Source organism: Panacagrimonas sp., from assembly GCF_965216805.1.
Lineage (GTDB): Bacteria > Pseudomonadota > Gammaproteobacteria > Nevskiales > Nevskiaceae > Panacagrimonas.
Window position 1 is genome coordinate 382,422 of record NZ_CBDCGN010000003.1, and the last position, 15,705, is coordinate 398,126.

Consider the following 15,705-nt stretch of genomic DNA (forward strand, 5'->3'; position numbering starts at 1 on the left):
TAAAGCGTCGAAATTGACGATAACACAGACCTTTACTGACCTTTTATGGGCAACGGGGTTCGCGATACCCGCGACCAGTGCGGATGTAGGGCGATTTCGCCGGAGGATCACCGGGGCGACACGCCCCTGCGTCATCGCCGCTAACGACTTGCTCCATACGTGGCCGTACCGTGATCGGGTCGGATCAAGCGATCCCCATGCGAGTTCCCGCGATGTCGAACATTCCTTCGCCTGCGCACCGGCAGAGCCTTTCCGCGACCGATTGGGCAGAAGCCGCGCTGGACGTCATTGCCGGCGGTGGAATCGAGGCGGTGGCTGTCGAGCCGCTGGCGCGCCGCCTGAGCGTGACCAAGGGCAGTTTCTACTGGCACTACCCGAATCGCGATGCGCTGGTGGCACGGGCACTGGAAGTCTGGGAGCACCACGAAACGGTGGAGATGATTGCGCGCGCCGAACAGCAGCCGCATCCGCGCGAACGCATCCACACCCTGTTCCGCTCCGCGGCCAACACCGACCAGCGATCCGAGCGCATTCTGCTCGCACTGTCCGGCTCCAAGCACGCGGTTGCCCGCGCCAGCGTGCTGCGGGTTGCCGAAGCCTGGCGGCACTACATCGAAACCTGCTACCGCGGCCTCGGACTGGACGCAGTGTCGGCGCGCAACTGGGCCACCCTGGCGTACTCCACCTTCATCGGCACCGTGCGCATGCGCCGCGACAATCCGGACGCGCTGCCGCCAGGCCAGGATTTCAACGACTACCTGCGTTTTCTGATTCGCACCTTGATCCCCGCCGAGGTGCCCGGCGCCGCAGGTGTCGTGCAGCATCCCAGCGTGGTGCCGTTGCGCAGAACTGGCAGCTGAGGCTGGCGGACACGAAAAAGCGCGGCCCCCGCAAGGCGCCGCGCCTTTTTCGAGCGCCGGCGATCAGACCAGCTTCATCATCAGATCGATGATCTTCTGCGTCCACGACTTGTGCGGCAGGAAGAACATGCGCGCGAGCAGGACGCGCGTACGCACCACCGCGCGTTCGTGCGAGAAGGCCTTGAAGCCGTACTCGCCATGCGCGCTGCCGATTCCGGAATTGTTGACCCCGCCAAACGGCAGGTTGCCGTGCAGGAAGTGCACCACGGCGTGGTTGATGCACGCGCCGCCGGACGAGGTGCGTTGCATCACCGCTTCGATGTTGCGCTGGTTGCGGCTCCAAACGTAGAGCGCCAACGGCTTTTCCATGGCGTTGATCTCGCCGATCACCTGGTCGAGGTTGCTGAAGGAGATGATGGGCAGCAAGGGCCCGAAAATCTCTTCCTGCATGATGCGTGCATCACGCGGGATGTCGGTGAGCAGGGTCGGCGCGATGAAGCAGTCCTTTTCGTCCACCGCATCGCCGCTGAGCACCTTGGCGCCCTTGGCTTTGGCATCCTGCAGCAGCGCGTTGATCCGCTGGGTGTGGCGCAGGTTGACCACCCGCGCCAGTGCCGGCGACTGCTGCGCCGCGCCGCCCTCCCCATAAGCCTTGGCGATGTACTCCTTCACCAGCCGCACAAACTCGTCCTTGACCGCAGCATGCACGTAGACGTGATCGGGCGCGATGCAGGTCTGGCCGTTGTTGGTGTACTTGCCCCAGGCGATGGTCTGGGCGGCGAGCTTGAGGTCGGCTGACTCATCGACGATGGTCGGACTCTTGCCGCCGAGCTCCAGGGTGACACTGGTCAGATGCTTGGCCGCCGCCGCCATCACCACCTTGCCGATCGCTGGCGAACCGGTGAAGAAGATGTGATCGAACGGCAGCGACAGCAACAGGGTGGAGACATCTGCCTCGCCTTCGAAGATCGCGACCTCGTCTTCGGAGAAAATCTCGCGCACGATCTTGACCATCACCGCAGACAGATGCGGCGTCATCTCCGACGGTTTGAGGATGGAGGTGTTGCCCGCGGCGATGGCGGAGACCAGCGGGCCGAACGTCAGGTTCACCGGGTAGTTCCACGGCGAGATAATCAAGGTGCGGCCCTTGGGCTCGTACTGCACATAACCCTTGGTGCCGAACATCATCTGCGTCGGCCACACGCCCTTGGGCTTCATCCATTTGCCCAGATGCCGGCGTGCATCGTTGGCTTCCATCACGATGGGCATGACTTCGGTCAGATCGACCTCAGCCGGCGGCTTGCGGAAGTCCTGGAAGGCGGCGTCGCGAATCGCCTGACGATGTGCCAGCACGGCATCCCGCAGGCGCGTGATCTTGACCAGGCGTTCCTGGCGCGTCGAGGTGCGCAGACGGATAGCGGTATCACGCTGGCGCTCGAACACCTTGCGGATTTCGGCCTCATTGGCGCTGCCGGAATTCAGGGCGGTGGGCAGGTAGGAAACGGCGGTATTCATGGGCTCTCCTTGTTCCTCATCGGTCGAGTTGAACGACCGTTTTAATGGCGAGTATACGCCCGGCCCCGAGACTGACCGTATGGCTGCGGCGTCAGTAAGCGATCGTCTCCAGAAGCGGTCGGTGCAGCGCCGGGACCGTCGCCAGCACGCTGGTCGTATCCAGGCCCACCTGCTGCCCGCGCAGGTCGGTGAAGGTGCCGCCGGCTTCGCGCACGATCACGGTGAGCGCGGCGATATCCAGAATATTCACGTCGGATTCGATCACCGCGTCGAGCTTGCCGCTGGCCAGCAGGTGGTAGTGCAGGAAATCGCCGTAACCGCGGATGCGCTGCAATTGCGGTATCAGCGCACCCAGATTCGACCACGCCGGCGACTGCGCCAGACTGGCGAGGTTGCCGGTCGACAACGTGGTTTTTGCCAGGGCGCTGGTTTGGGCAACGCGCAGCGGTTGACCGTCCAGAAATGCGCCGCCGCCATGCTCGGCCCAGGCCCGCTCGCCGTTGCCGCCGTTCCAGCATGGCGCGCTGGAGACGCCCAGGATCAATTCACCGCGATGCATCAGCGCAATCTGCACCGAGAACATCGGATAGCCGCGGACGAAGGACTTGGTGCCGTCGATGGGGTCCACCAGCCACAGGTAGTCGGCCTCCATCGCCGCGCGGCCGGTTTCCTCGCCGTAAAACCCGTGATCGGGAAAACGGGCGGTCAGCAATGAACGGATCGCCTGTTCAGCGGCCACATCCACTTCCGTGACCGGGCTGGCGTCCGCCTTGATCGAAACATTGAATGCGCCGCGATAGGCATTGCGGATGATCTCGCCGGCCGCATCGGCAGCGTCCATGGCGGCTTGCAGGAAAGGACTGTTGGACATCGATTGATGGTTGGCGGAGAAAACGGTTCGGCATCGTAGTGCCGTGCCGCCAGCACCTACAATCAGCGGCGGTCATGCAGGCAGGTGGCCGACCTCATCCCAGCCTACACGCCTTAGCGAGCGGCGGCCCATTCCCGCCTCGCGGACCAGGGACCCCGGACGCGCCACGAGAGACCGACGCCTTATGGACAAGATCTTCATCCGCAGTCTGCGCATCGACACCATCATCGGGATCTACGACTGGGAGCGAACCCTGCAACGCCCGCTGGTGTTCGACCTCGAGCTGGGTCTGGACACACGTCAGGCTGCCAGCAGTGATCATGTGCGCGACGCGGTGGACTACGCCGCGGTCAGCGACACCGTGCGCGAGATTGCCATCACACTTAAACCGCAATTGCTGGAAACGCTGGCGGAAACGATTGCGCGCACGCTGTTCGAGCGCTTTGCCATCCTGTCGCTGCGCCTGAGCATCGACAAGCCCGGCGCGATCGCCGATGTCAAGGGCGTTGGGGTGGAGATTGATCGCCGCCGCGAAGACTACGCAGCCTGCGGCGCGCACTGATCGCTCAACGCAAACAGTCGGAAACGAATGCGGCAAGATCGTCGTACACCGGCACGCCGGTCAGGTCATGCCCGGCCGATTCGGTGAGGCGCCCCTTGCCGGTGCGCACCAGCACCGGGCTCGCCCCGGCCGCGCGGGCCGCCTGGATGTCCGACCAGCTATCACCGACGAAGGGCACGTCGTCCAGGCTCATCTGCATGCGACGGGCGATGTCGCGCAGCATGCCGGGATTGGGCTTGCGCATTTCAGTGGCGTGGTCCGGGTGTTCGGGCGCAAACACGGTGGCGCAGATCTGGCCGCCGAGTTCGGTGACCTTCTGTAGCATGCGTGACTGGATGCCGGCGAAGGCGTCGTAATCGAACAAGCCGCGGCCGATCCCGGCCTGGTTGGAGGCCACGAAGACCTTGCAGCCGGCCTGCGACAGGCGCGCGATGGCCTCCACCGATCCCGGCACCGGCACCCACTCGTCCGCCGACTTGATGTAGTCGTCGGAGTCTTCGTTGATCACGCCATCCCGGTCCAGAATCACCAGCTTCACCTTCCGCTCTCCCTGGTATCCGAAGCCCGGCCGCAGGGAACCGCACCGGATTCGTCGAAGCTATGCTAGCAACTTGAACCTGCGCGGCCGTCAGCGACCGCCGGGGCCGGGGGAAACGCATGAAGAATCGACCGTCGCCGCTGCTGCTGGTGGCGTTGCTGGCGATCCTCGCCGGCGCCTGGCTGTTCCCGCGCTATTTCGACCAGCCCGGTGCTTACGCCTCGATCTGGCTGCAGCGCGCGCAGTTGTGGTGGGCGATGCGCAGCATCGACGGCGTGTCTTCCGAAGCGATGGAGATCGACACGGCGGCGAACGGCGACCTGTGGGTCACCAGCAAGTATTCGGTGCTGCGCGTTGCCGCGGCCGACGGCCGGCGCACGCCGGTGATGAGCCTGCACCGGGTCCGCCAGCAGACCGGCGCAGACTTCGGCGCCTTCAACACCGCCGAGGTGACAGCGGACGGTGTGCTGTGGATCGGCGGCTGGCACGGCACCGTGCTACGCACCGACGGCGACGAAGACATCCGCCTGATCTCAACGCGCGAGATGGCGCCGACCGGGCGCATTCACGACATCGCCGTGGTCAATGCCGAGGTCTATGTCGGCGGCGACGGCCTGTGGCGGCACGTGCCGGACGAGGATCGCCTGCAGCGGCTGGACGACGGCAGCTTGCGCGTGCGCGCACTGGCGACCGACGCCGCCGGCACGCTGGTAGTGGCCAGCGACCGCGCGGTGTTCGGCTACCTGGACGGCAGGCTCGAGCCGCGCTGGCAGGCCGGCGAGGACGACGGCGCGATCACCGCCCTGACCCCCGAGCCCGACGGTGCACTGCTGGTCGGCACCCGCACCGGCGTGGTGGTGCTCGAGCCCGACGGCAGTGTGCGCACGCGTCTGCTGGCCGGCGAAGGCGTGCGCGGGTTCTCGCGCGATGCCGAAGGGCGGCTGTGGGTCGCGACCTGGCAGTCCGGCGTTGCGGTGCCGACCGACGATGGCTGGCGCCTGCTGGGCTACACCGACGGCCTGCCGGACGACAGCGTCTCGGATCTGGCCATCGACGCCGAGGGCGCACTGTGGCTGGCGATCTACGGCAGGGGTGCCTACCGCGTCGAGGCTGCGCGGGTGCGCACGCTGGCGCAGACGCGGCAGCGGCCGGTCATCGACGATGGCGTGCAGATTCATGCTGACGCCTGCGCAGCGTCGACGCAGGCGCTGGGCGGGCCGTCTGAATCCGGGCAGATTGCGCGCGAAGGGGGCGGCATCGACAGGACGGTGTTCTTTGATCGCCGCCAGGTCTGTCCGGCCGCGCCGGGTTATCGCGCAGCGGCGGGCATCTGGGGCACGGTCAGGAATGACGGCGTGTGGCTACATGACACCGGACAGGTGCGCACGCTGGCGCTACCGCCCGGCTTGGCGGACAGCATGGTCACCGCGCTGTACCGGGACCACACCGGTCGCTGGTGGCTCGGCAGCCGTCATCTCGGCGTGTTCGAACAGCAGGCAGACGGCTGGCGGGCGCACGGGCGTGAGGCCGGCCTGGCCGCCAACCCGATCCAGGCCATCGACGGCGATGCCACCGGCCACCTCTGGGTGGCCAGCTACCCGCGCGCGGCTCGCGGCGGCGCGCCTGCCAAGGCCGGGCTGCACCGCTTCGACGGCAAGCGCTGGGAGGCCATCGTTCCAAGGAAACGCGGGCGCTCGCTGACCCAGTTGCCGTATCGCGGAATGTTCAACGATCTGGCCTCGCGGACGGCCAACGACCTGCGGGTGCTAGACGATGGCCGCATCGCCGTGGCCACCAACGCGGGTCTGAGCCTGGTCAATGCGCCGGACGACATCCGCAGCTTCGACCGCTACAACCTCGGAATGCCCAGCAATTTCGTCCACTCGGTCAGCGCCGACGCCGACGGTCGGCTGTGGATGACCCATGCCTACTGGGGTGCCGGCGTGACCTGGCAGTCGGGCATTGGCTTCGGCAATCGCAACACCCGCGATGGATTGTTTGCCGATCGCCTGGTGGCGGTGGGGCACGATGCGCAAGACCGCGTTTGGCTGCAGGCCAGCGATGGCCGCGTGGCGATCTATGACCGCGAGCGGCTGATGCGCTGAGACGGTGGTGCCGCGGTGCGACGGCGGCCGCGGGCCGCTCCGCAAAAGGCCTCAGCCCGTAGCCCCGCTGGCGGTGGCGGCGGTGACCATCACCGAGCGCACCAGCACCGCGTTGTAGGTCGCGAATGCCATCAGCAGCAGTGCCCCCTCGGCGCGATTGATGCGCCCCTGACCACGGAAGCCGTAGGCCATCACCAGCAGCACCACGTTCAGCGCCATGAGCACCGGCCAGTCACGCCACATCAGTTCGGGCGGCAGCGCGTCCATGGGCGCGATGCTGCCGGCGATGCCTACCACCGCGAGCAGGTTGAACATGTTGGAGCCGACGACGTTGCCCAGCGCGATGTCGTGTTCCTGCTTGCGTACTGCCAGGATGCTCGCCGCCAGCTCCGGCAGCGAGGTGCCGATGGCGACGATCGTCAGGCCGATGACCAGGTCGCTCACGCCCAGAGTCTCGGCGACGCCGACGGCCCCCCAGACCAGCAGGCGCGAGCTGGCGATCAGCAACAACAGGCCGACCACCAGCCAGAAGATCGCGCGTGCCAGCGGCATGCGCGGCACGGCAAGTTCGGCATCCATCTCGTCAGCCAAGGCGTCGGCGCGACCGCGCAGCGCGGTGTGGATCGACCAGCCGACCACGCCGACAAAACCCGCCAGCAGCGCGACAGACTCGACCCGCGTCAACGCCCCGTCCAGGAACAGCCAGCCGGCGAACAGGCCGATGACCAGCAACAGCGGTAGCTCCCGCCGCACGATCTCGGAGCGCACCGCGATCGGCGCGAGCATCGCGGTGACACCCAGCACCAGACCCACATTGACGATGTTCGAACCCAGCGCGTTGCCCAGCGCCAGGCCCGGATTGCCGTCGAGCGCTGCCATGGCCGAGACCACCATCTCCGGCGACGAGGTCCCGAAGCCCACGATCACCATCCCCACCAGCAGGGAGGGCATGCCGGCGTGTCGCGAGGCGGCGGCGGCACCCTCGACGAAACGGTCGGCGCTCCAGACCAGCAGAACCAGTCCGGCGAGGATGGCGGCAATCTCGGGCAGCATGTCGGGCGAGGAAAAAGGATTCGGGCGCGTAGGATGCCCGGTCCCGGAGGTTCCCGGGTGGCGGATTGGGGCCGGCCGGGCACGGCAATCAAGGGCGCCTGCGTTGATTCCAGCGGCGAATCCGGAATCCAGTCGCAAGGCCTGGGAACGCTTCCGGAATCCGAGGCTTGACCAGACCTCGGACCTGGATTCCGGATTCCGCTTCGCGGCCCCGATATGACGGATCGCGCCAAAGCACACTGGCCACCCTCAACGCCATTGCGGATCGCCGAAGACCGACAACGACGTGAACAGGATGTCCGCGGGCTACTCGATTCCCCGACAGTCCGCATCCAGCCAGCGCTGCACGCGGCCGACGTCATCGAGCGCGGCGCTGTACACCGACAGGATCGCGGCGCGTTCGACGTCGACCAGGACTTCGCTGCGCAGGTGAGGGCTCCAGGGCACGCGCACCAGCAACAGCTTTTCGTTGACCCACAGCGCGCTCGCCGCGGCGGTGACGCCGTGCAGGCGCAGTTCGAGCAGTTGATCGCGCTCGTGGTCGATCAGCAGTTTCGCGATGCGAGGCGGGCGCTGGACCTGCGACGGATTCTCCAGCGTGAACGCGTAGGCACCGTTGGGTGAGCGCGGCCCCGTGATCGCCGCATCGGCACGCGGCACCGTTGCGAGCTGCAGCCGGGCCGCGATCTCGGCCGGTGCGGGTGACGGGCAGTCCAGCGCGTGACGCCGTTCGAGCAGCGCGGCGTGCACGGCGTCGGCGGCGACGTCGGTAAAGTCCTGTTCGGCGGGTCGGCTGCCGTCACACCACCCGCTGCGCACCTGTGTGCTGCCCGGCGCCAGCGTCCCGAAGATCCAGTAGCGCGCGCCCTGCTTCAGGTCCAGCCCGCAGGCAGCGCCGTCGACGGCGGTACGCAGGCTGTCGACACCGGCGCCATTCCTGTAATCGTGCAGCCGCGTGAACCGCGCGCGTCGATGGGTGCGGCCGTCGCCGTCCTCGACGATCTCGACGTGGTCGATGCGTACCTGCATCACCACGTCGGCGCGCTCGAAGTATTCAGCCAGCGACTGTGGCACGCAGCGGCAGGCCCAGACCGGCGCCGCGCACAGCGCCAGCAGCAGCGCGAGGATCACGCTCGAAGCGGCGCGCTCAGCAGCCACGGCTGTAATACCCGGCGACGAGTTCACCGCTGGCGGCGTAGGCCGGAATCCAGCCGCGATCGACCACGTTCGGCGTGCCGCCATTGCAGGGCGAATGCTCCAGGGTCTCGACGTGCAGCCACATACCGTCGCCGATGCTGCGCGCCTCGAGAATGTTGACCGCGTGCTCGTCGCTGGCATCGGGTGCGTGGCCTTCGACCAGGCGCGAGACCTGCCCGGTGCGCCGCCCACCCGCCGGCTGCGACCACAGGTGCCCGTCCCAGTGCGCGTTGAGGTAGGCCAGGCGATTCGGCAGCAGCCGTGCCAGCGGCAGGAATTCGCCGGCGTCGGCGGCTCGCACCCAGCCGCGCGTCAGCGACTGTTCGCGCAGGCTGATTGCGTACCAGCCGGGACGTTGTTCGTAGACCACGGCCGCGGCGCCTTCGTAGGTGTATTCGCGATATTCGAAGTGCGCCAGTTCCGAAAGCCGCAGTGCCGGTTCGGCCTTGGGATCCGGTGCGGCGTACACGGCCAGCGGCTGCGGATCGTCGGCTGGAATCACGCCGCCGGTCTCGGGCGGACCGAAGATGTTCGGCAACAACAGCAGGCCGATCATCGACCGCGCGCCGGGACGTGCGGCCGGTGGTGGCGCCTCGACGCTGAAGCGCGAAGGATCATCCGGGTTCATCGCGGCCTCGGGATCACAGGGGCAGGCGCCGCGACAGATCGCCTGGTACTGATCGAACGCATTGCGTCCGTCGTGCGCCTGTTCGTGATAGCGCAGCGTGCCGCTGCGGGTGTCGAGGATGACGTCGCTGAACACCGCGCGGCCCCAGGCGATGCGCAGAAAGATCAAGCGCTCGTTGAGCCAGCGCGGCGCGATCGGCGCGCCGACGTCCTCGATCAGCAGGCTGCGGCGCGGAGCCCCCGGCGCGTCGACGATCAATGCCGCACCCCAGGGGCCGGGTTGTGTGGTATCGGGATTGCGCGCCCACAATCGCGTGGCGCCGTCGGGCGAAGCCATCAGCTCGCCGGCCGGCGTCGCTGCGCGAGGCACCTCAATCAGATGCAGGCGGTTGGCAAACTCTGCCGAAGGCGGGCCGGCGTGAAACACGCGCGGGGCATCCCAGTAGGCCGGCGTGGTGTGGAAGTCCTGCGCGGCCCGGAGCGCGTTTCCTGCGGGAAGCGCGAGAACCGCCAAGACCGACGTCAGCAACAACCGGCGCGCGTATCTCATGCGCACACCATGCTGCAGGCCCTGACTCGCGTGGGTTCGCATCAGTTGGCCGCAGTCGTCAAGGTTTCGGCACCCACCCACGACCCGTCGATCACCAGACCCGTCAAGCCAGTGCCGGGCGACGCCCGCACCGGTCCCGGCCGGTGCTGCAGTTCGATCAGCGTCTCGGGCCGGGACCAAAGCCACTCCCTCCGCGCGCGCAGCGGCCCGACCGGCGCCACCGCCGCGACCGGGCCATGAAACGACAGTGAGAATGCACGCCCGGGCAGGTCCATCGCATCGAGCTCGAACAGCCCCAGCGCGCGCCACCATGTCCGCGCAGCATGGCCCGCGGTGACGCGCAGGCTGACGTGCGCCAGCCTCGCCGACTCGAAGGCATGCTCGCCATTCGGCTCCGCGTGCCCTTCCCATCGCCGCTGCAGCAGTTCGATCTGCAATCCCGCGGGATCGCGCAGATGACACAGATAGCCGATGCCCGCCAGCGACCACGGCGATGACACCTCGACGCCCGCGCGGCGCACCTGCGCCACGGCGGCGTCCAGATCTGCCACCGTCACCCCGATCTTCCAGTACAGGTCGGCGTCGTCCGCGACGTGTGGTCCCGGCGCGTCATCCGCGAAGACCAGTTCGGTCTCGCCATAGCCGAAGCGCAGCGCGCCCAGCGTCCGCATCCCCAGCGCTTCCACGTAGGTGCGCGACAGCGAACCCGCGACATTGGCCGGCACGCGAAAATGCACCGCTTCTACCGTCATTGGCGTGTCACCGCCCGACACCCTGGTGATCGGCCCGCCGGTTCATGGCAAGCCCGTGTGGCCGTTGCGCGGAACCGGTGCGGCGGCCAGAAAGCTTCATGGGGCAGGCTCTTCGGCGGTGATGTCGGTCGGCGAGTGCGGCGGCTCGCCCGGTGCTGTCACCGCGCCACTGTGCTGGGCGCGCTTGCGGTCGTAACGCGCGCGCATGGCTGCGGCGGCGGTGAATGAATCCTGCTCCCAGCGCTGGCGATCCGCGTCGCTCAAAGTCTGGCCGCAGACGTTGTCGGGCAGGCAGTAGCTGCGGTCCTCGAACGGATCATCGAAGGCGTAGCAAGCCTGACCCTGGGGGCAGGACCCCGGCTCGCAGCCCTCGCGGCCGGCACAGACGCCGGGCGTGACGCGGCTGCCGTCGGGGCAGTTCACCGCCCAGCGTGACAGGCACTTCGTCGAGCAGTCGTGGCTGGAGGTGAATCCGCTGCCAGTGATGCTGCAGGGCGAGCCGGCGGGCTTGCCGCAGGCGGCGAGCAGCAGCGCGCTCAGCATCACGGCGGCGATCTTCATGGCGTGATCTCCACCGGCGTGCGCGCCAGCACCTGGTGTTGCAGGCCGGTGACGTAGCGCAGCTCGTACTGGCCGGGTTCGGCGGTGCGGCGTGCGGGGATCTTGCCTTCGCCGTCGGCCTCGCGCGCCGGCTTGGCCGCAAACCCGTGGTTGACGGTGTAGCCCCACATCTTGCCGTCGGGGGCATCGGCCGGCGCAATCACCACGCGATCCCCTGCGAAGCCGGCGCCGCGATAGCGCACCGGAATCTCCTGCCCGGCCTTGATCGTCGCCGGCGCCTCGACGCGGGCGGTAGAGGCCTCGATGCGGATCGGTGTGCGCGCGATCACCTTGCGCCCCGGGTTGACCAGGTAGGCGATCTCGTAGTCGCCGGCAATGGCCGGTACGCGGATCTGCTCGCTGTCGGGCGCGGCGTTGGCACCGCGCTTGAGCGCCACATAGCTGTCGCGATTGAAGCCTTCCCCGGCAGGCACCACGCTGATCCAGTCGTCGTCCCAGCCGTCCGGCCCGGTCCAGGTCACGGAAATGGTGGCGCCGCCCTCGGCCGTCGCAGGACCCGACACGCTGGCGCTGACGTCCTCGACCCGCAGCGGCCGCGTGGCCTTGATCGCGTACTGCATGCCGGGATACGTGGTGTAGGCCGCGCCCATCACGTAGCGGATCTCATAGTCGCCCGCCTCGCCCGGCGTGGTGAGTTGCACCGGCGTGCCCGAGACCAGGCGCGCGCTGTAGCGCGCGTTGTCGAAGTCCCGCGTATCGCCGGCGGGCACGATGGTGACGAGATCGTGCTCGCTCAGCGGGCCGTCCCAGACGATGTCGATGGGGCTGGCGATGCTGGCGCGCTCCGGCGCCTGCAAGGTGAAATTCTGCGGCGTGATCTCGATGTCCTGGCGCGCCAGCACTACCTGCGGTTGGCGCAGGGTGTAGCGCAGTTCGTAGCGACCGGCGCGCGGCGGCATCTGCAGCGGCGCACGCTTGAGCGGTTCGGCGGCCGCCACCTTGCTCGGCGAGACGAAGAAGATCGCATCGTCCGGCGCGGCGTCGGGTTCGGTCACCAGCAGCATCGTGCTGAGGTCATCCGGGCCATGCCAGCCAACATTGATCACCGCGCCTTCATGGGCCGTGGCGGGGGCATCCAGCTTGACCGGCAGCGCGAGATCCACCGGGATCGTGAACACATGGGTCTTGCCGGCGGAGACCTGCACCTCGCGCTGGCCCTGCTTCGGATTGCCGTCTTTCCAGCCGTGCCAGGTGGCGCGCAGCCGGTAGCGGCCTTCGGGCAGCTCGGTTTCGACGACGCCGACGCCGCCGGCTTCGAAGCCCGTGAACGCGCCGTCCGCATCCGTCGGCGGTGCGGGATCTGCCGGCGTCATCGACCAGTCCAGCTTGGACTGGATCAGCGGTCCGCCGTCAAGGATGGTGGCTTTGAGCACCACCGTGGCCGGCGCGGCCGGCGGCGGCTCCGGCGGCGGCGTGCTGATCGCCACCGTGCTCAACGCGTCTGCGAGCTGCGCGGCATCGTCCGCGGCAAGGAACTGCCCGCCGGTCTCCGCGGCCAGACATTGCAGGCCCTTGCGTTGCTCGACGGTGACGTCGAAGCCGATCACGTGCACGGTGAAGTCCAGGCCGTTCTCTTCGAGCGTGCGGCCCAGCGCGCAAGGGTCGGCGTCGCAGGTCTCCTCACCGTCGGAGACCAGGATCACGGTTGCCGCCTGGCGCGTGTAGTCCAGCTTGTCAGCGGCATGCTGCACCGCGGCCGACAACGGCGTCATGCCGCGCGGCGTCAGGCTGCGGATCTGCCGGCGCAGCGCCTCGCGGTCGGTGCCGACCTCGGCCAGGGTTTCGATGTCCTTGCAGTCCGACTTGCGGCGATGGCCGTAGGCGACCAGGCCCAGACGTTGCTGCGCGGGAAGCTCGAAGGTCAGTGCCTCGACGACATCCTTGGCGATGACGATCTTGTTGACGCCGTCGATCTGGCCCCACATCGAGCCGGAAGCGTCGAGCACCAGCAGGCTGTCCTTGGGCGCACCTTCCGCCGCGGATACCGCTTGTGCCGCAAGTCCGGCCAGCGCGATGGCGGCAAGGGCGCCGCAGGCCCGTGACGCGAGACCAGGCCGATCCTTCAATACTTTCATCGCGCCGTGCACCGATTCGGGGTTTGGCAACGGGATACCACAGCGCGCTGTGAGCCGCTACCGCTGAATGAGGACACCGCACCTTCGGGCCGGGGCGCACTTCCGGCTGCGCAGCTTCATCGCCGTACCGATGCGAAGGATGACGTCGCGCTCAGCCCGGCAGGCAGGACAGGTCGGCCACCTCGCGGCACATCGTGTCCAGGCGCGCCAGCAGGGCCAGGCGATTGGCCCGCACCGCTTCGTCGTCGGCGTTGACCATCACGCCGTCGAAGAAGGCGTCCACCGGCTCGCGCAGACTGGCAAGATTCACCAACTGCTCGGTGTAGCGCCCGCTGCCGGCCAGCTGCGGTAGCGCATTCATCGCATCGAACAAGGCGGGTTCCGCGGCATGTTCGAAGCGTGCCGGATCGATCCCGCCGGTCACCGAGCCGGCCTGCTTGAGGATGTTGCGAATGCGCTTGTTGGCGGCGGCCAGATTGGGTGCTGCCGCGTGCTGCACAAAGCCATGCACGGCCAGCACGCGGTGATGGACGTCCAGCGGCTGCGTGATCGCCAGCGCCCGCACCGACTCGAAGGTTTCGATCGCGATGGCGCGACCCTGCTGCGGCTGACCGACGACCCAGGCGCGCAGGCGCTCCATCACGAACTCGAGCAGCGTCTCGAGCACCGACGCGTCGCGCTGGCCGGCCGGTTGCAGCGACAGCGCGAAATGCAGAAGTTGGCGCAGGTCCAGCGCCAGTCCGCCTTCGATGCAGATGCGCAACACGCCCAGCGCGGCACGCCGCAGCGCGAAGGGATCCTTGCTCGCGGTCGGCTTCTGGCCGATGGCGAAGATACCGGCCAGGGTATCGAGCTTGTCCGCCAGCGCCACGATCTGCCCCGTGCGCGTGGACGGAATCGGCGTGCCCTGCTGGGTCGGCAGGTAGTGTTCGCGGATCGCCTGCGCGACTGCCTCTGATTCTCCCGAGCGTGCGGCGTAGTAACCGCCCATCAATCCCTGCAGTTCCGGAAACTCGTAGACCACCTTGGTGACCAGATCGGCCTTGCAGAGTTGTGCGGCGCGCGACACCGTCGTGACGTCCTCGCCCAGCACACCCGCAATTTCAGCGGCCAGCGCGGTGACGCGGCGCAGCTTGTCACCGGTGGAACCCAGGTCCTTCTGGAAGGTCACGCTGTCGAGCTTCTCGACGTAGGCCGGCAGCGGCTGCTTCAAGTCCTGCTCGTAGAAAAACAGTGCGTCGCTCAGCCGCGGTCGCACCACGCGCTCATTGCCCGAGATCACCTGCGTCACATCGCGCGAGGCGATGTTGGAGACGGTGATGAAGTGCTCGGTGAGTTGCGTCATCGCCACGTCGCGAAACACGGTGAAATAGCGCTGGTTGGTTTCCACCGTGGCCACGATGACTTCCGGCGGCAGTTCCAGAAAGCGCGATTCGAAGCGGCCGCTGATTGCGACCGGCAGCTCCACCAACGCGGTCACCTCGTCCAGCAGATCCTCGGTGATGCGCACGTGACCCTGAAGCTCGGCGGCGGCGGCTTCGATCTGGCGACGGATCTCCGTCTTGCGTGCGCCCACGTCCGCCCACACCTGTGCCTCGCGCAAGGCGGGTTCGTACGCCGCGGGCGCGGGCAGCTCGATGGCCGCCGGTGCGTGAAAACGATGGCCATAGGTGACGCGGCCCGCGGTCAAACCAAAACGCTGCAGCGGCACCACGTCGGTTCCAAACAGACACAGCAGCCATTCCACCGGTCGCACGAAGGTTTCGCTGCCGGCACCCCAGCGCATGCGCTTGGGCACCAGTTCGTCCATCTGCTTGAGCGTCTCCTCGAATACTTCCGGCAGTAGCGCAACGGTGGCCCGGCCCGGCGCGGTGCGGGCGAAATACAGTTTGCCGTCCTTCTGCCCGAGGGCGTCGAAGTTGACGCCGCAGGATTTGGCGAAGCCCAGCGCAGCGGGCGTCGGCTGACCGTCCCGCAGCGCCGCGGACAGCGCCGGACCCAGGCGCTCCACCGTCTGCTCGGGCTGCTCCTCGGCCAACCCGGCAAGCCTGCAGGCGATGCGTCGCGGGGTGGCGTAGATAGACGCGCTGGCGGCGGCGAGGCCGCACTTGCCCAGCCCTTCGGCAAGGCCGCGCGACAGCGCGGTGGCCAGGGGCACGACGAATCGGGCAGGCAGGTCTTCGGTGCCGATCTCCAGCAGGAGATCTCGGGTCGGGCTGGCGGCCATGGTTCAGCAGTGGGCGTTTGGGATTCTTAGTCCGCCATTGTCGTTGAACGACTCGCCGGCCGTCACGTTGGACGAACGTCGTTGCCCGGAATTGGACTGCTCTGCGCGCTCGAAGTGCCTCGCAGCCCTTCCTGCTCCCCCTTGATGCTGCG

13 protein-coding genes are annotated in these 15,705 nt (G+C 67.7%); 3 read left to right on the forward strand and 10 right to left on the reverse strand.

Going from position 1 to position 15,705, the window contains the following annotated elements; genetic code table 11:
- Positions 1-212: 212 nt before the first annotated feature.
- A complete protein-coding gene (locus ACOOHP_RS14955) occupies positions 213-860 on the forward strand; it encodes a TetR/AcrR family transcriptional regulator (RefSeq protein ID WP_420467282.1) in 648 nt (215 codons plus the stop codon).
- Between the two features lie 63 nt (positions 861-923).
- Here ACOOHP_RS14955 and ACOOHP_RS14960 read toward each other — a convergent pair whose 3' ends face one another.
- Positions 924-2,375: an aldehyde dehydrogenase family protein gene (locus ACOOHP_RS14960; RefSeq protein ID WP_420467283.1), complete on the reverse strand. Its 1,452-nt coding sequence runs from the start codon at positions 2,373-2,375 to the stop codon at positions 924-926.
- A gap of 91 nt (positions 2,376-2,466) precedes the next feature.
- Positions 2,467-3,246, reverse strand: coding sequence for an inositol monophosphatase family protein (locus ACOOHP_RS14965; protein ID WP_420467284.1), 780 nt, complete (start codon positions 3,244-3,246; stop codon positions 2,467-2,469).
- Positions 3,247-3,430: 184 nt separating this feature from the next.
- On the opposite strand from ACOOHP_RS14965, the gene folB reads away from it, so the two are divergent.
- Positions 3,431-3,808, forward strand: a complete 378-nt coding sequence (gene folB, locus ACOOHP_RS14970) for a dihydroneopterin aldolase (protein ID WP_420467285.1) — start codon at positions 3,431-3,433, stop codon at positions 3,806-3,808.
- A gap of 4 nt (positions 3,809-3,812) precedes the next feature.
- Here folB and gmhB read toward each other — a convergent pair whose 3' ends face one another.
- Positions 3,813-4,346 (reverse strand): D-glycero-beta-D-manno-heptose 1,7-bisphosphate 7-phosphatase, encoded by a 534-nt coding sequence (gmhB, locus tag ACOOHP_RS14975; protein WP_420467286.1) that lies wholly within the window; start codon positions 4,344-4,346, stop codon positions 3,813-3,815.
- A gap of 119 nt (positions 4,347-4,465) precedes the next feature.
- Here gmhB and ACOOHP_RS14980 point away from each other — a divergent pair, with 119 nt between their 5' ends.
- The gene (locus ACOOHP_RS14980) at positions 4,466-6,451 is read left to right on the forward strand and encodes a ligand-binding sensor domain-containing protein (RefSeq protein WP_420467287.1); all 1,986 of its coding nucleotides are present in this window, start codon (positions 4,466-4,468) and stop codon (positions 6,449-6,451) included.
- Positions 6,452-6,502: 51 nt separating this feature from the next.
- Here the strand turns inward: ACOOHP_RS14980 and ACOOHP_RS14985 are convergent, their stop codons facing one another.
- From ACOOHP_RS14985 to glyS, 7 genes are all read right to left on the reverse strand, one after another.
- On the reverse strand, positions 6,503-7,504 hold the full coding sequence (locus ACOOHP_RS14985) for a calcium/sodium antiporter (protein ID WP_420467288.1): 1,002 nt from the start codon (positions 7,502-7,504) through the stop codon (positions 6,503-6,505).
- Positions 7,505-7,810: 306 nt separating this feature from the next.
- Complete coding sequence (locus ACOOHP_RS14990) at positions 7,811-8,662, reverse strand: hypothetical protein (RefSeq protein ID WP_420467289.1); 852 nt, start codon at positions 8,660-8,662, stop codon at positions 7,811-7,813.
- A complete protein-coding gene (locus ACOOHP_RS14995) occupies positions 8,652-9,878 on the reverse strand; it encodes a hypothetical protein (protein WP_420467290.1) in 1,227 nt (408 codons plus the stop codon). The genes ACOOHP_RS14990 and ACOOHP_RS14995 overlap by 11 nt, the downstream gene beginning before the upstream one ends.
- A gap of 41 nt (positions 9,879-9,919) precedes the next feature.
- Entirely contained in the window at positions 9,920-10,651 is a 732-nt protein-coding gene (locus tag ACOOHP_RS15000; protein ID WP_420467291.1) for a VOC family protein, read from the reverse strand.
- Between the two features lie 75 nt (positions 10,652-10,726).
- Positions 10,727-11,191 (reverse strand): hypothetical protein, encoded by a 465-nt coding sequence (locus ACOOHP_RS15005; RefSeq protein WP_420467292.1) that lies wholly within the window; start codon positions 11,189-11,191, stop codon positions 10,727-10,729.
- Positions 11,188-13,326 (reverse strand): VWA domain-containing protein, encoded by a 2,139-nt coding sequence (locus ACOOHP_RS15010; RefSeq protein ID WP_420467293.1) that lies wholly within the window; start codon positions 13,324-13,326, stop codon positions 11,188-11,190. Before ACOOHP_RS15010 ends, ACOOHP_RS15005 begins: the two co-directional genes overlap by 4 nt.
- A gap of 151 nt (positions 13,327-13,477) precedes the next feature.
- Positions 13,478-15,553: a glycine--tRNA ligase subunit beta gene (gene glyS, locus ACOOHP_RS15015; RefSeq protein ID WP_420467294.1), complete on the reverse strand. Its 2,076-nt coding sequence runs from the start codon at positions 15,551-15,553 to the stop codon at positions 13,478-13,480.
- Positions 15,554-15,705 lie beyond the last annotated feature (152 nt).